Raw genomic sequence first — 19,921 nt, 5'->3', positions numbered from 1 at the left:
CACCTACAGATCGCAGTTGGGCGACAACCGCACATCCCACCGCCGTGCTGCCCCCTGCATCCGAGCCAACATGGTGTCCAAGCTGCCCCACACCGGCAGGTCGCTGTCAGTGTCCTTCGGCTGCCGCAAGCAGACGAATTCATGGAACGCATGGTCCAGATCGGAAGGACCGTCTTCCACCACTTCCCAATGCTTCATGCAAAGCGACGGCACACCGACCTGCTCGGCGACGAACTGACCATCGAGCTCAAGGCAAAGCCGGACCTTGGCGTCCGCCTGCTCGTCCCAGCCCGTCAACCTCAGCTGGCCAAAGGTCTTGAAGTTGCCGCCATCGCGGTACATGTATTCGAAGATGCTGGCACCGCCGCTCATTTTCGTTCCTCCTTGCAGTTGGAGAACTCACAATAAGAACCGTGGGTCGCACCTGCTGCGATTCCGGTCAGCGACCCGACGCGCTACCCTGGGCCCGCTCAGATCAGGGGGAATGCATGGCAACTCGAACGCATTGGAGTCGGGAAGAAGTAGAAGCTTGCGTGGCTGACTACCTCAGGATGCTGACGCTGGAGCTCAACGGCCAGCGGTACAGCAAGACCGCACATGCCAATGCCCTCATGCGCCTGCTGGATGGACGTAGCCGGCAGTCAGTGGAGTTTAAGCATGCCAACATAAGCGCGGTGATGGTTGAACTCGGCTACCCACCCATTGATGGCTATAAGCCTCGGGCAAATTACCAAGCGATGCTGTTTGAGGTCGTCGAAGAGCAACTCGCTCAGAACCCGGGAGTCCACGCGGCTGCTGAGGCGGCTGTAGTACGTCCAGCCGCGACCGTGGAGGTGGAAGACCACATGGACGTATGGGTACCCAAACCGAAAGTGGCGCAGCTTCGGCAGAATCCGGCTGACTACAAGCCCAGTTTCTCTCCCGCTAAGCGGGACTACCTCGCGCAAGAAGCTCGTAACCGCTCTCTCGGACAAGCCGGGGAGCTTTTCGTTGCAGAAATCGAAACCCGACGCCTCCATGATCTGGGCATCAAGAACCTTGCCAATCGCGTCGAGCACGTGGCCCGTACCCAAGGCGACGGACTGGGCTATGACGTTCTTTCGTTTGAGCCTGACGGCCGCGAACGCCTGATTGAGGTTAAGACCAACACGTTCGGTCAGCTCACCCCGTTCTACGTCACCAGGAACGAAGTGGCGCGTTCGGAGGTGGATTCAGAGGCCTACCACCTGTACCGCGTATTTGACTTCCGAAACCGTCCGCGGGTGTTTGCGGTTCCCGGCGCCATCCCCGCCTCTTGCGATCTGCAAGCGATTTCATACCTGGCGCGGCTAGTCGACTAGCTACCCGATTAGCTCCAAGTGTCAGCCAGCATAGACAGGGACGTTGGGCAGCTTGCGTTCCGACAAGGCGTTCCCGCGAGCGGGGGCGAGCAACAAGCGCGGCACTAAGGAAGGTCTGACCTGAGCAGAAACCGCTGGGTCATTACAGATTGGCGAAGAACACGTCGCAGGTGCTTACGCTGTTCGCGCTGTCGAATCTTTGGATGGTGCGCCGGCAGTTGTTGCCGGCGTTGGGATAGCTGCGCCTGAAATGCGGGGAAACCCGCACCAACACGAAAAATCGGCACGAACTTAGCTTGATCAAGGCTGCTAACGCAGCAAAAGCCTGAGATTGCAGCCTCAGCGCGAGCTGTTCAGACCTCCCCTAGCAAACCCGCAGGTCTTGTCATCGCTCTGCTCTACTCCCAACGCCGCTAACGGCTAGCAGCTGCGATTTCCGACTGACGCCTAAACTTGTCCAACAACTCATCTTCCTCATCTATCAACTCCCTCGACTGCCCCGCCGAAAAATGGACACGTGTTACAACCACTTCGCCATCACATACCGCTTCCACCTGCTGCGGGAGCGCGCGCCCACCTTTCACATAAACGCAAGTCAGCTCCCTCAACCTATTAGATATTAGTATGCATCCTAAAATATGAGTCTTTGGCCCGAGTGGAATAAGCGAGACGTTCCGGTCAACCAAAGCAGGTGCTGCCAACTCACCAAGATTGCGATAAACGGACTCAACACTGTTAACTGGTATCGGCAAAGGACGATCATCCCGACTAAACTCTTCCAAAAACATCGCGTTTACGCGCAATGCTTCCTGACCATACTCAGGAACCGATCCCGGCTCTCCGTAAAAGCAACGAACCTCGTCTGGCTCGATGAGCTCACACGCCGCGAACGGAGCGATCCACTCGAATCCAAGGCCGACAATAGCAAGGGTTTGGCGCTGACGAATCGCCGCACCCTCTAAAGTTGCCAACGATTCGACACTAGCAACTTGATAATCCGAGTCCGGGTAGCTAGGCAATTCACTTCGGCCAACATGCCGCCCAGGCGTATAGCTGAAAAATGCCTCAACCCCGCGGTGTGTTTCACATAGCTTAAAGTAATTCACGATGCCATTTATCCACTTCCGCGGCATCGAAGAATAATCAATAAGCACCCTCACGTTTTCGAATCTGGGAATCTCGTCCCTTAAGATACGAAAGATCTCCACCTCTTCATCGTCGCCAATATCAGAAATACTCAAACCGCGGCGACGAAAAAAATCATCGCTCTGCATTCGCCATTCGTGATCTTTGCCGGCGTCCGCGCCCAATACAATCACCTTTCGCACGTCGAAATTTTGCAGCTTGGCCAACAGATATGTCGACCTACGCTCGTAACCACTTGCGCAGACAAGCACATCCACCGGTTCGGCAGAAACTGCGGACAAGCCCCAGTCGTTGACCCTAATGATTTCCATCCGAGCCCTCATCGAAAATAGAAAATTGCCGAGGATGCTCATCATCAGCAAATCGGCCCAACATTGCTTCCAGTTGCCGCGACTTCCCTCTCCGCGGCAGCAAGTAAAAATGAGGAGCGAACACGTAAGCAAGTCGGAAGACGCCTTCCCGCTCTGGCATTTCATCCGGCGTCTTCGAATGCACGTTTGGATACAAGAGCCCTAGGCCTACAGCCGACTTAACCAAATCACGTAGATTTTCGGGGGTGGCGGAACTAACTCGGATGGACGAAACCGTATCCGACCCTAGCCGCCCTTGATGGAGCAAGTGCGACATATATGCGCCGATAGCATTTAGCATTTCGTGGAGCTCACGCCCTACGTACTGTTCGCCTTGGACGCGGGCAAGCACACTGAGTGAAAAGTCGCGCAGAATCCGAGTTTGAGCTTGCTGACTGATCGGCTTAACCCCGAGCCGCCTTCCGTGGAGAGGTCTTTTCCAATCACCTTCTCTAAGCAGTTTATTGAAAACACGAATGAGACGCCTAGGATTTCCATCGCAGCACCTGATGACCATCCTAGTGCCGCTATACAACTCCATTTCTTCCTGCCCTCGTATCTGACGGCGAGCATCTCGCAACATCAGAGCACCTCGGATCTTCCTTCCAATCTCGTTCCCGAATTTACTCTGGTCATCACTAAGCTGTTCAGCTCTAGCCTTAAGCGACTCATCTCCGAACTGTGCCACTCCGGCCAGCACAGCTTGAAGAGCTGGGCCTGTCAAAGGACCGTGATCCAATAAAACAGAATCGCCAAGCAGGGCGTTCAACTTAAGCGACTTAAACTGACCACCAGACTGACTAGCGCGCTTCGAAAATATCGCAGCCTCTCTCGTTGGATACTCCCCCCCCTTTTCCTCAGTCGCTTGCATGTCTCCATCTATATAAACGTACTCAAAATCATTCCCCACACTCAAACCTGCCCCCACGTTTGTTTCCAGGGTTTTGTGCCCATATGGTGTCGTGGAGACCTTGAAGACCAAGTTGTCAGAATGCGTCCTCAGGTAGCTATTGATAATTCTATGATGAAACTCTTCCAAGGCTTCAGCTTCATCAAGGCATAGCATCCATACTGCGGTGTCTGGAATGTAGAGCAAATCAGACGCGAATCGAATTCCGCGCTTAACCGGCTGGAACAGTTCTATCTGAAATTGAGGGCCGATGATCTCGTGCACCACCTCCGGGTGGGCCACCAGCTTGATGGACTGGACCTGCTTTTCGTAGTCCAAGACTTCAAGCTCTCGAATTACGTCGTCGATTCTCTGCAGCTCTCTGGGCTCACCATCCAGCCAAACCGAACCCAGAGCTGTTGCCAGGCGGAGTTCAACGCGAATCCTTTCGACGCGATCTTCGATGTAACATTCCAAACAGCTTTTCAGAGCATTTGCCAGAGCTATGCACGAAGCTAAATTTAACCTCCAAGCAAACATCTCTTCGCGTTGCTTAGATGATAGCCAAGCTTTGTTTTTGAGCCCACCAACCCAATCGGCCTTGGCCGGTAAGTAAAACCCAATGAACGACCTCGACTTTATAGCACTCCGTGCCCGAGAGTCCCGATATCTAGACAAGTGGCTATGAGCCAGCATTCTGAGAAGCGCCGTCTTACCGGACCCTCTGGCGCCTAGTACTATGTGATTCTTCGCAGAGAGAAGTCGCCAGAATGAATCTGTAGCGACGAAAGTTTCGACGACTTCGTTAGTAGATAGATATCTTGCGTTATCAACCTCGAAAAGGTTGCGAGGGGAACCTCCAGACTCTTCTATCATCGCCGCACCAGTAATATTGTCGACGGATCGTCGTTATCTAGCCGAAGTATCGCCGAATTGTTCGCGACAAACGTATTCAAGGCCTCTATCAGAACATCAACATCCGTGAACTCTAGTTCTGGAAGAAGCTGAACGATATCATTCCATTCAAGCGATCGTTGCAACAGCTCCGGACCAAGTGTTGATTGGATGCAGGCCGTCAGTTGAGCGTTCGACTGATAGCTACCAAACCGGGAAAGATGGCGAATTCCTGCCCACTGACGATTGCTTGGCACCCACGCACGCGGCTGGTATGCCCAACTCTTTACCTCACCCCGCAAGTATCCTGTCTCTGCATCGCGATTTGAAGTCTCGATCATGTGAAACTGATTCGTAACAACGCCGGTCCACGCTGTACTTATCGAACGAGAAAAACTTCCAGCACAGAGTATGGAGAGCGCCCGCCTCCCGGATTGAACGCTGCTTGAGAATTTCGGCACGTGCTTATGGCCATGGACAACAAGATCAAAATTGAACTCTCGAAGAAGATCAAGCAGATTCTCTGCATTAACCAGCGCGCTAAAGTCTGGATAATCTGCGATAGGATCAGAGTAAATCTGAGGGTGATGGTGAGTCACGAACAATCTCACCTTGTCTTCCGGTGGCATGGCGCCACGGAGTTTCTCTTGGAGAACCTCGAGATGCTCTTGCTGAATCGCACCACGATGTGGTCGGACGCTTGGTAAATCAGCTTCCGCAGAATTGTAGCGAACAATAAAGGCCTCATCCGTTTCGTCGATGCACAGGTACGGACTCTCCGTCTGAGTACCTTCAGTCGACGAGGTTAGCCTTGAGTTCAACCAATCAGAACTTTTGACTGCCTCGAAGCGCAGCCCAAGCCCAAAGGACCCGGCGCCCTCGATAGCGTTAATCAGCGCCCAATTCAGGTCATGATTACCTAACACCGGGTAAACTTTATCGTGATCAACATTTAGCGCACTGGCTACTCGTCTGATAACATCAGCCGCTAGCCGGTACTCTTCCGGGTGTGCTTTATCGCTAATGTCACCTGGAACAATCAGCAAATCCGCTTCTATCCCTGCGTTATGGACAAAGGCCTCAAAAGACGCGAGAAAGCCGTCAGCCGGGGTATCAGTGAATGGATTTAGTTCGGGACTTCTTGCCACCTCGCCGACATGAAGGTCGCTAATTACCGCAATCTTTACCATTACTCGTCCTGATTAATGTAGTTGCTTGCAATAAGCTCTATCGCAGCCGCCCGATGTTGCGGAAAGCCGGAGATATTCCTTCTCGTTGTAACGGTACGTATGTGGTAGCCCTGAAGGGCCTTCTCGGCGTCTTCAGAGTATGCGTAGCTTATGAGAAACTTGGCGCCCACTGCATCGATGTCATCCAAAAGCACCATAAGACGGTCAAAGTCCTGTAGTGCGAATGGTGTTGCGGTGTATTGCCGAAAAACACGCTGCTCAGACACGTAAAAAGGAGGGTCGAGATATACAAAATCCCCGGGGCCGACGTTATCTCGAACTACGCTTTCAAAGTCGCCACATAGCAGGGTCGCAGCGCTGAGGTGTTTCGAAGCGGAAACCAGGTCTGACAACGTTGGGACAGCGGCAGATCTAGGCGCGCCATAGGGAACGTTAAACTGGCCTTTGAGATTGGTTCGGTAAAGCCCGTTAAAGCAAAACCGATTCAAATACACAAAAATGGCGGCTTTTGTAATAGGATCAGTCTCAGTCAGAAAGCGGCTGCGAATTATGTAGTAGGCTTCGCTCCCTGTGGGAAGTGAACTTAGTCGCGACGCAACTAAAGGAGCGTCCTGAGCGACTGCACGATACATATCCATCAGATTCTGATTAAGGTCACCCAGAACCCCGACGCTCGGGGCTTCGCTGAAGAATAGGCATGCGGAACCAGCGAACGGCTCAATATATTTGCAGTATTCATCGGGCAGGAATCCGCGCAGCGTAGGCAACATTAAACGCTTGCTACCTGCCCACCGGAGAAACGGCTTCGCCCTTGGAAAGTTGTTTGACGTCGCACGTGACGGTTGAGTGGTCATCCCCGTTCTGTCCCCCTTAGGCGTTTATGGGCAGCCACCTTACATATTCCGCCGATACTCGCCACCCACGTCATAAAGCGCATGACTGATCTGCCCCAGCGAGCGGGTCTTGACCGCCTCCACCAGCGCTTCGAACATGTTGCGCCTCTCCCGCGCAGTCTTCTGAAGGTACCCCAATCCGTGGCCGTTGCCCCATTCGGTAGCGGCGGCCGCGTCGTCCTCCACCACGTGATGATGGTCGGTCTCGCCTTCAGGCGCCAGCGAGTTGCGGCTTTGCTGCCAAAGGCCGACATTCTCGATCTGCTGGCCCTTCTCGCTTTCGGTCGAGCGGATCAGCTCGATCTCGGTAGCCACTTCGCTTTCGCCGTCCTTGCCCAGGAAGGTGTTCACGCCCACCAGCGGCAGGCTGCCGTCGTACTTCTTGTGCTCGTAGTACAGGCTCTCTTCCAAGGACAGGCGCGGGAACAATGCAGGCAAGGTCAGGCTCATTTTCAGGTTGCGGCGTCAGGACATTCCAAGGCACATGCCCGGGTTTCGATGGTACCCGGTCCGGCCTGGGCCGGCGACACACTAGCCGGCAGGCCCAGCCGCCCCAACCAGCCCCCAACCAGCCCTCAGCCACCCACCGGCAACGTGACCTCGAACGTGCTCCCCTGCCCTTCCCCATCGCTACTGGCCACCACCGCCCCGCCATGCGCCTCGACCAGCTCGCGCACGATGGCCAGGCCGATGCCGAGCCCGCCGGGGCGCTGCACGGCGGCGGCGGCGTCCTGGAAGAACATGTCGAAGATATTAAGCAGTGCGTCGGCCGTCATGCCGATGCCGGTGTCGTGGATGCTGACCGTGAGCGCGCCGGGGGTCCGGGCCGCGATCAGGTGGATGCGGCCGCCCTCCGGGGTGTATTTGGAGGCGTTGTGGAGCAGGTTGGTGAACACCTGTACCAGGCGGGTGTGGTCGGCGTGCAGGGGCATGGCATCGTCCGGCGGCAGTTCGACCACCAGTTGCTGCTGCCGCGATTCGATCGCCGGGCGACAGGCCTCCACGGCAGTCTCCAGCACTGGGGCAAGCGCGGTGTCCGCGCACTCCAGGCTGAGCTTGCCGCTGGCCATCCGCGATCCGTCGAGTAGATCGTCAACCAGGCGGGCGATGTGGACGACCTCGTCTTCGATGATGTCGCGCAGCTTGGTAAACCGGGTCAGGTCCCCGCGTGCCTCGCCCAGCATTTCGGCCGCCAGCCTGATGGGCGAGAGCGGGTTGCGCAGCTCGTGCGCAGCCGTCGCCATCGAGGTGAGCGCCTGCGCGTGCGCTTGCTGTGCCTGCGCTTCCTGGGCCTGTGCATGCAGGGCGGATGTCACCAGCTGGCTGTTGGCTTGCTGCAGGTCATCGCTGCGCGCCCGGGAGGCGTCCTGGCGGGTACGCCGGATGGCTGCGGCGTTCTCGGCGACGGCCTGGGCCCGCATTGCGGCCTTGACCAGTTTTTCATTGGCTTGGAGCACGTCACTCTCGCTCTGCAGTGGCGTGCGGCCGCGCAGGGCGGCGAGCTCGGACCGCAGTTCCGCGACTTCCGCGCGCAACTTCACGGCGTCGGCCTCCAGCTCGGCCATTGACTGGTTCGGCACGGCGGTACGCGGAGGGGAGTCCTGCCCGCTCATGTGGCCACCAGCGGTCGCATCGGGTTCATTCCTGCGTCGCGGCCGGTGCCCCGGTCCCGTTGACGCGCGTGGGGCGGCCGCCGAGCAGGCCTTCGTAGCCAATTAGACGTGGACCCAGCTGAAGACCGTGTTCGTCGATGTCGAACAGGCGCAGGTCGTGCGAGTGCGCGCTGCCGCGGACTTTGACCACAGCAAGCACGCGCGCCAGCCGACTCTCCACTTCGATGTAGCGCTGCACGATGATCGCATCGGTGAGGAAGGCGGTGCCGTACGGGCTGAAGCTGAGTTCGTTGTAGCGATCCTCGAGCTCGGAGGTCATCAGCACCGTGGCCCCGGTGTCAGCAAGCGCGGACACCAGCCGCGACAGCGACTCGCGGAAGTCGTCGCGGAAGGCTGGCGCAATCGCCAGTTCGAAGCCTGACAGCGAATCGATGACCACGCGCGTCGCCTTCAACCGCTGCACTTCCTCGATCAGCAGCGTGGCGATCTCGTCGACCGACAGCGTCGTCGCGCGCGAATCGATGACCCCGATCCGGCCCTCCTGGATCAGGCCTGAGAGCACCGCCCCGCGCGATTGCCGGGAACGCTGCTCGAAGGCCGCGATCACGCCGGTCTCGCCCTGGCGCGCACCCTCGGCCAGGAATGACGCGGCGAGGATGCTCTTGCCCGAGCCCGAGGGCCCGGCGACCAGCAGCGAGTACCCGCGCGGCAGGCCGCCGCCCAGCATGTCGTCCAGGCCGGGCACGCCCACGCTGCGACGGTCCTGCAGCGGCGGGACGGTTCCGGTGACCAGCTCCGGCACGACCAGCGGTGGGGGGAACACCTGCAGCCCGGCCTGGGTGATGCGGAACGTGTGCAGTCCGGGTACGGTCGGCTGTCCGCGCATCTTCACGATCTCGAGCTTGCGCACCACGGAGTTGCGCTGCGCGCTCTGGCGCAGCCAGATCAGGCCGTCGGCTATGGTGAAGATCGGGTTGGGGTCGTTGTCGCTGAAATACTCCCCGAGCAGGAACGTGGTCGCCTCCCAGCTGGTCAGCAGGATCCCCAGCCGCTGGATGAATTCCTGCAGGGTCAAGAATGAGTCACCGTTGCCCTGGCCGGCCAGGATCACCGAGCGGAACGAATCCACGAACACGAAGCCGGGCGCGTGGGTGCGCACCTCCTGGACGATGCGCGCGAGCACCTTGTCCAGGTCGCCATTGGCGGCGTCGTCGGCGAGGTTGACGAAGCGGATCGATGAATTGATCCGTTCCGGATCGAAGAAGTCGAACTGCTGCTGGTAGCGCAGCATCTTCAGCGCGGGCTCACCGAGCACTGTGAAGTACAGCGCCGGCCGCTCCGGCGTGGCCATCGCGAACATCATCTGGTGCGCGAGCGTGGTCTTGCCCGTGCCCGGCGAGCCGGCGATGAGGTTGAAGGAGAACTCCGGAATACCGCCCCCAAGGATGACATCGAGGCCTTTGACGCCGGTGGACAAGCGTCGGATGGTGGCGGGATGGCGGGTCATGGGGCGGTGTCCTGTCGGGTGGGGCCGGCGGACGGGACGTCCCAGACTGGCTGCAGCAAGCGCTCAGTGAGCGATGCGCCAATCAAAGTGACCAGCAGGCGGTCGAAGGTTTTGAAGAGGGTGGTGACCGCCGCGATCGCGTCGTCCACCGTTTGTGCGGAGGCGGCGCGTGCCAACAAGGGGAAGACAGGCGGTCCGCGGTCCGCGTCCACGCTCCGCGCCTGTTCCAGCCACCGGTGCTGCGCCGCTGCCAGGTGCAGGGCGCGATCGTACAGCGCGGACATGCCGCCCTGCCCGATGACGGGAACGAGCGCGCGCGCTACTTCGGTCCAGAGTACGACCGTCCGGTCGCCGATGGCTTCGATGCCATGCCCTTCGGCGACGATGCGGCTCAGCACACTGTCCACATGGTGCACTTGGACTGGCATTGGCCACCTGATGCCCGCGTATGCGGGTCGCTTGCATGCTACGGCATGCCCGACAGGGGCACAAAGGCGGCGATCCGTTGCCGCGCATGGGTCCTGGGCCAGCATGTAATGACCCAGTGGTTTCCTGCTCAGGTGTTATTTTGCGAAGGAGACACCCATGAGCGTGATGATGGAAGAAGAGATCAAGCGTTGGACGGCGCGGCGCAAGTCGGCGCGGGTGCTGGAGATCATCTAGGGCAAAACCACTGTTTCAGAGACGAGCCGTCAGTTCGACCTGGCGCCGTCCAAGATCGAGGAGTGGATCGAGCAGGCCAAAGCCGGCATGGAGAACGCCCTGCGGGCCAAGCCGGAGGATGTGCGCGAGCAGTACGAGCGCCAGCTCAAGGACCTGCAGGAAGCCTATGGCGAAGCGATGCTGGAGCTGCGCGCACGAAAAAAATTGCAGTCCCTGCTGGGCAAGGACGAGAGTTGATCAGCTCGATCCGGCAGGGACTGAAGGACTATGGCTTCGAGGTCTCGGTCAGCAAGCTGTGTCGCTGGTTCGGGGTGCCGCGCAGGACGGTGTACTACCGGCCGACCAAGGCTGCACCGAAGGTGCGGCCGGAGCTGGCGGAGCCGATCAAGCAGCTGATCGAGGAGGAGCCGTCGTTTGGATACCGCACGGTGGCTGGGTTGCTGGGCATGAACAAGAACACCGTGCAGCGGATCTTCCAGCTCAAGGGCTGGCAGGTCCGCAAGCGCGCGGTCGGCCAGCGCCCGCGGATCCAGGCCTTGCCGTCGGTGGCGAGCGCACCCGATGAGCGTTGGGCGACCGACCTGTGCCGCATCTGGGGCAGCCGGGACGGCTGGCTGACACTGGCCCTGGTGGTGGACTGCCACACCCGGCAGCTGCTGGGCTGGCAGCTCTCCCGCAGTGGCGAGGCCAGCACGGCGGCATCTGCACTGGAGCAAGCCCTGATCACTCGTTACGGCTCGCTGGGGCGGGTTCCAACCCCCTTTCTGCTGCGTTCGGACAATGGTCTGGTCTTCACCAGCCGCCACTACACACGCCTAGTGCGCAGCTATGGCCTGCAGCAGGAGTTCATCACCCCGCACTGCCCGCAGCAGAACGGCATGGTCGAGCGGCTCATCCGTACCTTGAAGGAGCAGTGCGCCCACCGGCACCGCTTCGAGACACAGCAGCACTCGATGCGCGTGCTCAGTGACTGGATCTAGTTCTACAACTTCCGGCGCCCACACCAAGCGCTGGGCATGAAGACACCCGCTGAGGCATATGCTTTAGCGGCCTGACCTGAGCAGAAACCGCTGGGTCATTACATTGCCACGGAGCTGCCACCCCAACAACCCCCGGGGCGGCAGTCCGCCAACAGCTCGGCGCCTTTCAGTGGCCGCTGACACCGCTCATGCATATCGCAGGGCTCGGCCCTACAGTGACCTCGGCGTCCACTATCCACTTCTCGGTGAAGCAAAATACCGCTGATAGCGTGCCGTCTCTGACCTGTCCTAAGTTACTCGGTCGCCTTCAAAACTCTATCCATGAACTCTCGACCTTTTTTGTCCTTAAAAATAGCCCAGTTTGGAAAGTGAAATCTATTGGTCTTATCCTCGCGAATCGATTCGGAAAATATCTCCGTCGCTTTCGTTAAATTCCCGAGGAGATAGCAGGCGCAACCCTTAACATCCTCGCTCAAGGTAGATTCTATCAAATCCCCAAGTCGTTTGCGATTAACAGGCTGTCCTTGCCGCTCGACAGAAATTTCGTAATTAATTATGTGAGTTCCAAAATCCAACTTGTTCCACTTCACTCGGTCCAGTAAGTTTTTCCCTAAACTCGCCGCTTCTTGATAACGAGTTAATAAAAGAAGATCATGGAGCTCCTCCGACTTATCCTGCGCACCGACAAAAACTTTATTGTGTCGCGCACGCAGCTGCGCGAGAGCATCCTCGAATTCGTGTCGAGCGACATGCGCTGAGCGCCGAAGAGCCAAACGATCAACGGGACGGAGCCGAGAAGAAAAGTCACTTAAAAGATTTTCAATACCATCAGCGTCTTTCGCGAGCTCCATGAGATAGGCTGCGCGAAGGATATCGTGACGAGACCGGTCCTTCTCTACAGCTTGCTTTATTGTGGTGATCGCTCCGGCCAGATCACCATTGAATTTAATCAAAAAATCCGACTTCCGTCGCAAATACTCGCTAGTGTCAGCCAGGTCCGGATTTAGCACCAATTCGCTTAATCGCCGAGAAAGCTCCTCTTTCCTCCCCAGCTTAAGATACGCATCAAGTTCTAACCACTCGTAGTATGGTTGGACTGACTTCGAGCTAGCCAGCCGGGCGCTAGAGATGTCCTTCAGCAGAGCATCTGCATCCAATGAAGCGCGATCCTCTTTATAACGCGACCAACGTGCCAATCGTGCTCTCAAAGGCATAATGCGAGAGCGCCCTCTCCCACTACATTTGTCAACGATATTGTCTAGGCGCTCACGAACAACACTCTTTGGCAAATTGCTTGCCTCATAGAAAGCTACAGCCCCGGTCCACGCTGGATTTCGCAAACTTGGATCAAAGTCCCATGATTTCTCGTAGCTCTCTTCAACAACTCGCATTAGATCTTCTTGGTCATCAATAATTCCAGCGAGATACGCGTCAACACAACAATCAGCCCGTCGCATGTAAATTCGCGGATTCTCTGGGTCGACAGATTCCCCAACATCAAGAATCCTCATGCGCTCTTGATGGTCTAAAGTAAGGTAGGTCTTTCGAATGTAATTCTCAGCCTCGTGCGGATCTTCGGCAATAAGAGAGTCCACTGCCGCGATTGCCGCTCCGAGGTCACCTGCCAACTCCTCTACACGCACTCTAAACTCAGACAGGTCCTCCTTTAGACGCCTGGACGGCCTGTTTTCTAACTCGCTCTGGATTCGCGCCCTAGCGACATCGAACTCACCATCGGCCAGACTCTGTTTAATCTGAAGTATAGTTACGAGTTCACGCTCGCTAAGATTCTCATCGAGCCCGCCCCTGGCGTCTTCATCTTTCGAATCCCTCAGGAAGCTGAATAGCTCCTCTTTTTCACTCTGTTTTTGCAGGCGCTCTAGATCACGCTGAATGACTGGCGATGGCGAGTCTGCCAAATAGGGGTTTCCGCAAAACCCACTGATTATTGATTTCGGCTTCTCTGTAACCACCCCCGTATCAATTGGAAGCGACGGACCTACTAAGTCGTTATGAAGAGTCGCCATCAGCTCATCGAAACCGTCTATTTCTACAAAATACACCCGGTCTCGCCATAGTAGCTTTAGCAACTCGTCAGAAGGCTCTTCACCTTTGCGAATACACCAATATATTCCATGCTTCAGGTAGTCGTCGCTCCGCAGCAAATACTGCAGAACGTCCATAACAGACCTATCACACCCTGAGTAGCCGAGAACAACCAGCCCATAATCCCTACAGAATTCCGAAAACTTTTTTCGAATATTATCTTCTAACGACTCGGTTTCTCGCACGGCAGACTTAATATCGTCGAACAAATAGTCGCCATGGAGTTTTATTACCTTTGGACGCTTCGACGTGACCGTGATACTACTCACAGACGAGTCGTGTGCACAAACAATGGGGCGCACCGATGAAAATTGGAAAAAAGCCTCATTTAAGAGGTCATCGAAGTTTGTGGTAAATACGGTGTTTACCAGCTCTTCTTCTATCAAGCGAACGAGATAGGCGTAACCCAGATTTGGCACCTTCCCGGCCACCTCTTGCTCCACAAACATCCGGCGCTGGCGGGGCAAGTCAAAGTTCTTTTCAAAAAGGCTCGAGTACTCTCGCTGCGGGTTGTACCAAACGGCATGGTGCTTGGTTAAGTAATCAACCGCACACTCAGCAACATACTCTTCGTCCGGACAAAGTCGCTGAAAAACCTCCTTCCGCCACTCGTCCACTAAGGCAGACGCACTTCGAATATTCGATGACACCGAGCAGCCCGCCCCTAACAATAGAGAGTAGTTCGCCGCTCCAGTCACCCGCGACCCCAAAAATCTACTGAGATCTTCGTAAGTCCGTCGCTTCCCGCTGAGTTGGTCTAAAGAGTTACTCATTCCACCAAGCCCCCCTTTCCTTGGCTGAGATGCAAATATCCAGTGGTTAATAATACTAGAAAATCTCTTTCCAACTCTCCGCAATGGCTAGTTGGCTCACACCAACTCCATGGCTCCACCAACTGAGTAGATATATATCTTCTTCAAAATCTGGGAACGACCCGCATTGAAAGTCGCCCCCCCCAATCTCGCAAAGGTGCACTAGGTAACGTTACCAGCTCTGCATTCCGTTACATATTCCGCCGATACTCCCCACCCACGTCATACAGCGCATGGCTGATCTGGCCCAGGCTGTGCGTCTTGACCGCCTCCACCAGCGCTTCAAACACATTGCGCCTCTCCCGCGCAGTCTTCTGAAGGTACCCCAATCCGTGACCGTTGCCGCGCTCAGTGGCCGCGGCTGCGTCGTCCTCCACCACATGGTGATGGTCGGTCTCGCCTTCCGGCGCCAGCGGGTTGCGGTTCTGCTGCCACAGGCCGACGTTCTCGATCTGCTGGCCCTTCTCGCCTTCGGTCGAGCGGATCAGTTCGATCTCGGTGGCCACTTCGCTTTCGCCGTCCTTGCCCAGAAAGGTGTTCACGCCCACCAGCGGCAGGCTGCCGTCGTGCTTCTTGTGCTCGTAGTACAGGCTCTCCTCCTGGATCTTGCCGCGCTGGTACATGGTGTCCATGGCGCCAAGCACGCCGCCGCGCTCGCTGATGGCTTCGAACTCCTTGTAGACGGCCTCTTCCACCATGTCGGTCAGGTAATCGACGGCGAAGCTGCCCTGCCAGGGGTTCTCGATGAAGTTCAGCCCCAGCTCCTTGTTGATGATCATCTGGATGGCCACGGCGCGGCGCACGCTCTCTTCGGTGGGCGTGGTGATGGCCTCGTCGTAGGCGTTGGTGTGCAAGGAGTTGGCGTTGTCGAACAGGGCGTACAGGGCCTGCAGGGTGGTGCGGATGTCGTTGAACTGGATCTCCTGCGCGTGCAGTGACCGGCCGCTGGTCTGGATGTGGTACTTCATCATCTGGCTGCGCTCATTGGCGCCATAGCGCTCGCGCATGGCGCGGGCCCAGATGCGGCGGGCGACGCGACCGATGACGGTGTATTCCGGGTCCATGCCGTTGGAGAAGAAGAACGACAGGTTGGGCGCGAAGTCGTCGATCTTCATGCCGCGCGCCAGGTAGTACTCCACGATGGTGAAGCCGTTGCTGAGCGTGAAGGCCAGCTGGCTGATCGGGTTCGCCCCGGCCTCGGCGATGTGATAGCCGGAAATGGAGACCGAGTAGAAGTTGCGGACCTTGTTGTCCACGAAGTACTGCTGGATGTCGCCCATCATGCGCAGGGCGAACTCGGTGCTGAAGATGCAGGTGTTCTGGGCCTGGTCTTCCTTCAGGATGTCGGCCTGCACGGTGCCGCGCACGGTGGCGAGGGTTTCCGCCTTGATGCGGGCGTAGGTCTCCGCGTCCACCAGCTGGTCGCCGGTCATGCCGAGGAAGGCCAGGCCGAGGCCGTCGTTGCTGGGTGGGAGTTCACCGTTGTATTGCGGACGCTCGCTGCCTTCGAAGAACCGGTCGATCTTCTGCTGCGCATCATTCCAGCGCGCGTCGTCTTCCTTCAGGTACTTCTCCACCTGCTGGTCGATGGCGGTGTTCATGAACATGGCCAGGATCATCGGCGCCGGGCCGTTGATGGTCATCGAGACGCTGGTGGTGGGCGCGCACAGGTCGAAGCCGGAGTACAGCTTCTTCATGTCGTCGAGCGTGGGCACGTTGACGCCGGAGTTGCCGATCTTGCCGTAGATGTCCGGGCGCGGAGCCGGGTCTTCGCCGTACAGGGTGACGGAGTCGAACGCGGTGGAAAGGCGCGCGGCGGGCTGGCCCACGGACAGGTAATGGAAGCGGCGGTTGGTGCGCTCGGGCGTGCCTTCGCCGGCGAACATGCGGATCGGATCCTCACCGGTGCGGCGGTAGGGGTACACGCCGCCGGTGTATGGGTAGTAGCCGGGCAGGTTTTCCTTGCCGAGGAAGGTCAGCAGCTCGCCCCAGCTTTTGTAGCTGGGCGCGGCGATCTTGGGGATCGGCTGGTGGCTGAGGGATTCGCGGTAGTTCTCGACCTTGATGGCCTTGTTGCGGACCTGGTATTCGGTGGTGTCGTCGGTGATGGATTTGAGGCGTTGGGGCCAGTCGCGGAGGTTGTTGAGGTTGTCGGGGGTGAGGGATTGGACGGCGTCGTTGTAGCGTTGGCGCAGGGTCAGGAGCGTGCGGTCGGGGGTTCCCGCGGCTTCGCGCGCATGGCGCGCTCCTACAGGGGCGGTGTCGGCATTCTTACCCGGCAGGAGGTCGTCGGGGTCGTAGAGGGCCAGCTGCTTGGGGAGGTTGGGGTCTTCGAGTTCCTTGAGGGACTGCCAGAAGGATTGGGCGCGGTCGGCGGCTTCGGCCTGCTTTTCGATGGAGGCGTTGATCGCCCTGCCCTGCTCGGCGATCTCGGCCAGGTAGCGCACGCGGGCGCCGGGGATCAGCACGGTGGCGCGCGGCTCCTTCAGACTGGTGTCGATATCGGGCTGGAAGTTGCAGCGGCCGGTGGCTTCGCCCACGGCGGCCTTTTCCGGCAGTTTCTCGCGCAGCAGGCGGCACAGGTTGGCGAACATCCAGCTGATGCCGGGGTCGTTGAACTGGCTGGCGATGGTGGGATACACCGGCACGTCTTCATCGGCCATCTGGAAGGCGACACGGTTGCGCTTCCACTGCTTGCGCACGTCGCGCAGCGCATCCTCGGCGCCGCGCTTGTCGTACTTGTTCAGCGCAATGAGCTCGGCGAAATCCAGCATGTCGATCTTTTCCAGCTGGCTGGCCGCGCCGTAGTCGCTGGTCATCACGTACATGGGGAAGTCGACCAGATCGACGATTTCCGAGTCGCTCTGGCCGATGCCGGCGGTTTCCACGATCACCAGGTCGTAGCCCAGGCTCTTGAGGAAGGCGATGCAGTCCTGCAGCACGGCGTTGGTGGCCACGTGCTGGCGGCGGGTGGCCATGGAGCGCATGTACACGCGGTGGCTGCGCAGCGAGTTCATGCGGATGCGGTCGCCCAGCAGCGCGCCGCCGGTGCGGCGACGGGTGGGATCAACCGAGATCACCGCCATGCGCATCTGCGGGAAGTTGGCCAGGAAGCGGTTGAGCAGCTCGTCGGTGACGCTGGATTTGCCGGCGCCGCCGGTGCCGGTGATGCCGATCACCGGGGCGGTCTGTTCGGCAGCGGCCCACTGCTTGCGCAGCATGGCCAGCTCGGCTTCGGAGTGCAGGCCGTCTTCCAGCGCGCTCAGCACGCGGCCGATGGCGATCTCGTCTTCCATCGCCGGCTTGGTGCTGGCGGGGGCGCGGGATTCGTCGGCGCGGGCAGCGCGGGCGTTGGACACGCGCTGTACGACATCCTCGATCATTTCCACCAGGCCCAGTTTCATGCCGTCGTTGGGGTGGTAGATGCGCTCGACGCCGTAGTCTTCCAGCTCGCGGATCTCCTCCGGGGTGATGGTGCCGCCACCGCCGCCCACCACGCGGATATGGCCGGCATCGCGCTCGCGCAGCATGTCGACCATGTACTTCATGTATTCCACGTGCCCGCCCTGGTAGCTGGAGAGCGCAATCGCGTCGGCGTCTTCCTGCAGGGCCGCCCGCACCACGTCTTCCACCGAGCGGTTGTGGCCCAGGTGGATCACCTCCGCACCCTGCGCCTGGATCAGGCGGCGCATGATGTTGATGGCGGCGTCGTGGCCGTCGAACAGGCTGGCGGCGGTGACGAAGCGCAGCGGAGTGGCCTCGGGCCGGGCGTCCGGAAGGGTCTGGGAGGCGGGTACGCTCATGGTGCAGGTCCAGAAAAATCGGGAATCCCCGATTGTATCGCGCCCCTGACGCCCCGCTCCCGTAGGAGCGTGCCACGCGCGCGAAACCGCGTGAATCATGGCGACGCAGCGTTGCCTCGGCTTCGACCCCCTGTAGGAGCGCGCCACGCGCGCGAAACCGCGTGAATCATGGCGGTGCGGCGATGCTTCGGCCGCCGCGCCGGGTCCGAGGCCTCGCGGCGCGATCAATGTCACGCGGCTTCGCGCGCATGGCGCGCTCCTACAGGGGGTCCCGAGGCCACGCGTTGCAGATCAACGTCACGCGGCTTCGCGCGCATGGCGCGCTCCTACACGGAGTTGGCGGTACAGTCTGGAGTCTCGCATTCGAGGATCGGCCATGAAGCATCTCCGCCACTTGTTGGCCGCCGGCATTGCCGCGGCCCTGCTTTCTGCTTGCGGTAACACCGGCAACGACGACGTCGTAACAGTTCCCACCGACGCGCCGCCCGCGGCTACCCAGCCGGCCGAGACTGCGGCCCCGGTTGCCGACCGCGAAGCCCCGGTACGGGCAACCGAAGAAGCATTCCAGATCGAGGAACTGGCCGATTTCGACGCCCCGTGGGCGATGACATTCCTGCCGGACGGCCGCCTGCTGGTGACCGAAATGGCCGGCACCCTGCACCTGTTCGACCCCGACAGCGCCTCGACCGGCGAAATCACCGGCGTGCCCGCGGTCCAGCATGTGGCCCAGGGCGGCCTGGGCGACGTGGCGCTGCACCCGGGCTACGCCGACAACGGGCTGATCTACATCAGCTTCGTGGAAGCTGGCGATGGCGGGTTGATGGGCGCGGCGGTGGCGCGCGCGCGGCTGGCGCTGGACGATGCCGGCGGCGGCACGCTTGAAGACCTGGAGGTGATCTGGCGCCAGGAGCCGAAGAAGAGCGGCGACGGCCACTTCGGCTACCGCATCGCGTTCGATGACGACGGCATGCTGTGGGTGAGCTCAAGCGAGCGCAAGGAATTCGACCCGGCGCAGGACATGTCCGCCAACCTGGGCAAGATCGTGCGCCTGAACGACGACGGCACCCCGGCCGATGGCAACCCGTTCGCCGACCAGGGCGGCGTGGCCGCGCAGGTGTGGACGCTGGGCCACCGCAACATCCTCGGGCTGGCCTTCGACGCCGATGGCCGCCTATGGGCGCACGAAATGGGCCCCAAGGGCGGCGATGAGCTCAACCTGATCGTGAAGGGCGAGAACTACGGCTACCCGGAGGTCTCCAACGGCGTCCATTACGACGACACCGACATTCCGAACCACGACACCCGACCGGAATTCCGGGCACCGGTGATCACCTGGACCCCGGTGATTTCGCCGGCTGGCTTCGTCATCTACGACGGGGGCATGTTCACCGACTGGCAGGGCAGCGGCTTCATTGGCGGCCTGTCATCGATGTCGCTGGTACGCGTGGAGTTCGACGGCGACAGCGCCCGCGAGGCCGAGCGCTTTGACATGCAGCGGCGGATCCGCGAGGTGGAACAGGGTCCGGACGGGGCGCTGTGGCTGCTGGAGGACGGCACCCGCGAAGGCGGCGGCAAGCTGCTGAAGCTGACGCCGACGCAACCGGAAGCCTGATTTTCCAAGCGGGATTCTCCTGGTAGGAGCGCGCCACGCGCGCGAAGCCGCGTGAATCACGGCGACACCACGAGGTTTCGGCCCCAGCGCCCGGCCCGAAGCCCCACCGTGAGGCTTCGGCTC

Annotated in this window: 14 protein-coding genes and 1 pseudogene; 4 read left to right on the top strand and 11 right to left on the bottom strand. The window is 59.3% G+C overall.

The features are described 5' to 3' along the window. Positions 1-3: 3 nt before the first annotated feature. A complete protein-coding gene (locus tag ACW7G3_RS01160) occupies positions 4-372 on the bottom strand; it encodes a hypothetical protein (RefSeq protein WP_456980690.1) in 369 nt (122 codons plus the stop codon). Between the two features lie 161 nt (positions 373-533). Between ACW7G3_RS01160 and ACW7G3_RS01155 the strand changes: the two genes are divergently transcribed. Next, positions 534-1,340 carry a DUF3883 domain-containing protein gene (locus tag ACW7G3_RS01155; protein ID WP_456980689.1) on the top strand — a complete coding sequence of 269 codons (807 nt, stop codon included), beginning with the start codon at positions 534-536 and terminating at the stop codon, positions 1,338-1,340. Positions 1,341-1,753: 413 nt separating this feature from the next. On the opposite strand, the gene ACW7G3_RS01150 is transcribed toward ACW7G3_RS01155, so the two are convergent. From ACW7G3_RS01150 to ACW7G3_RS01115, 8 genes and pseudogenes are all read right to left on the bottom strand, one after another. Further along, on the bottom strand, positions 1,754-2,797 hold the full coding sequence (locus ACW7G3_RS01150) for a hypothetical protein (RefSeq protein WP_456980688.1): 1,044 nt from the start codon (positions 2,795-2,797) through the stop codon (positions 1,754-1,756). After that, positions 2,784-4,601: an ORC-CDC6 family AAA ATPase gene (locus ACW7G3_RS01145; RefSeq protein WP_456980687.1), complete on the bottom strand. Its 1,818-nt coding sequence runs from the start codon at positions 4,599-4,601 to the stop codon at positions 2,784-2,786. Before ACW7G3_RS01145 ends, ACW7G3_RS01150 begins: the two co-directional genes overlap by 14 nt. Then, the gene (locus ACW7G3_RS01140) at positions 4,598-5,809 is read right to left on the bottom strand and encodes a metallophosphoesterase family protein (RefSeq protein ID WP_456980686.1); all 1,212 of its coding nucleotides are present in this window, start codon (positions 5,807-5,809) and stop codon (positions 4,598-4,600) included. The genes ACW7G3_RS01145 and ACW7G3_RS01140 overlap by 4 nt, the downstream gene beginning before the upstream one ends. Further along, the gene (locus ACW7G3_RS01135) at positions 5,809-6,663 is read right to left on the bottom strand and encodes a DNA adenine methylase (RefSeq protein WP_456980685.1); all 855 of its coding nucleotides are present in this window, start codon (positions 6,661-6,663) and stop codon (positions 5,809-5,811) included. The genes ACW7G3_RS01140 and ACW7G3_RS01135 overlap by 1 nt, the downstream gene beginning before the upstream one ends. Positions 6,664-6,702: 39 nt before the next feature. Then, positions 6,703-7,110: pseudogene (locus ACW7G3_RS01130) on the bottom strand (methylmalonyl-CoA mutase family protein); the annotation flags it as partial. A gap of 167 nt (positions 7,111-7,277) precedes the next feature. Continuing rightward, positions 7,278-8,315, bottom strand: a complete 1,038-nt coding sequence (locus ACW7G3_RS01125; RefSeq protein ID WP_456980684.1) for a sensor histidine kinase — start codon at positions 8,313-8,315, stop codon at positions 7,278-7,280. Between the two features lie 25 nt (positions 8,316-8,340). After that, the gene (locus ACW7G3_RS01120) at positions 8,341-9,822 is read right to left on the bottom strand and encodes an RAD55 family ATPase (RefSeq protein WP_456980683.1); all 1,482 of its coding nucleotides are present in this window, start codon (positions 9,820-9,822) and stop codon (positions 8,341-8,343) included. Beyond that, positions 9,819-10,220 (bottom strand): hypothetical protein, encoded by a 402-nt coding sequence (locus ACW7G3_RS01115; protein ID WP_456980681.1) that lies wholly within the window; start codon positions 10,218-10,220, stop codon positions 9,819-9,821. The genes ACW7G3_RS01120 and ACW7G3_RS01115 overlap by 4 nt, the downstream gene beginning before the upstream one ends. Positions 10,221-10,572: 352 nt before the next feature. Between ACW7G3_RS01115 and ACW7G3_RS01110 the strand changes: the two genes are divergently transcribed. Continuing rightward, the gene (locus ACW7G3_RS01110) at positions 10,573-10,722 is read left to right on the top strand and encodes a hypothetical protein (protein WP_456980679.1); all 150 of its coding nucleotides are present in this window, start codon (positions 10,573-10,575) and stop codon (positions 10,720-10,722) included. Then, positions 10,719-11,465 (top strand): IS3 family transposase, encoded by a 747-nt coding sequence (locus ACW7G3_RS01105; RefSeq protein WP_456980678.1) that lies wholly within the window; start codon positions 10,719-10,721, stop codon positions 11,463-11,465. Before ACW7G3_RS01110 ends, ACW7G3_RS01105 begins: the two co-directional genes overlap by 4 nt. A gap of 293 nt (positions 11,466-11,758) precedes the next feature. Here the strand turns inward: ACW7G3_RS01105 and ACW7G3_RS01100 are convergent, their stop codons facing one another. Both ACW7G3_RS01100 and ACW7G3_RS01095 read right to left on the bottom strand, forming a co-directional pair. Beyond that, positions 11,759-14,221, bottom strand: coding sequence for an SIR2 family protein (locus ACW7G3_RS01100; RefSeq protein WP_456980677.1), 2,463 nt, complete (start codon positions 14,219-14,221; stop codon positions 11,759-11,761). A gap of 353 nt (positions 14,222-14,574) precedes the next feature. Beyond that, positions 14,575-18,186, bottom strand: a complete 3,612-nt coding sequence (locus tag ACW7G3_RS01095) for a methylmalonyl-CoA mutase family protein (protein ID WP_456980676.1) — start codon at positions 18,184-18,186, stop codon at positions 14,575-14,577. Between the two features lie 376 nt (positions 18,187-18,562). Here ACW7G3_RS01095 and ACW7G3_RS01090 point away from each other — a divergent pair, with 376 nt between their 5' ends. Beyond that, complete coding sequence (locus ACW7G3_RS01090) at positions 18,563-19,798, top strand: PQQ-dependent sugar dehydrogenase (RefSeq protein ID WP_456971695.1); 1,236 nt, start codon at positions 18,563-18,565, stop codon at positions 19,796-19,798. Positions 19,799-19,921 lie beyond the last annotated feature (123 nt).

Source organism: Luteimonas sp. A478 (assembly GCF_054052025.1).
The sequence above is the reverse complement of the archived record's forward strand: the minus strand, read 5'-3'. Positions and strand labels throughout refer to the sequence as shown.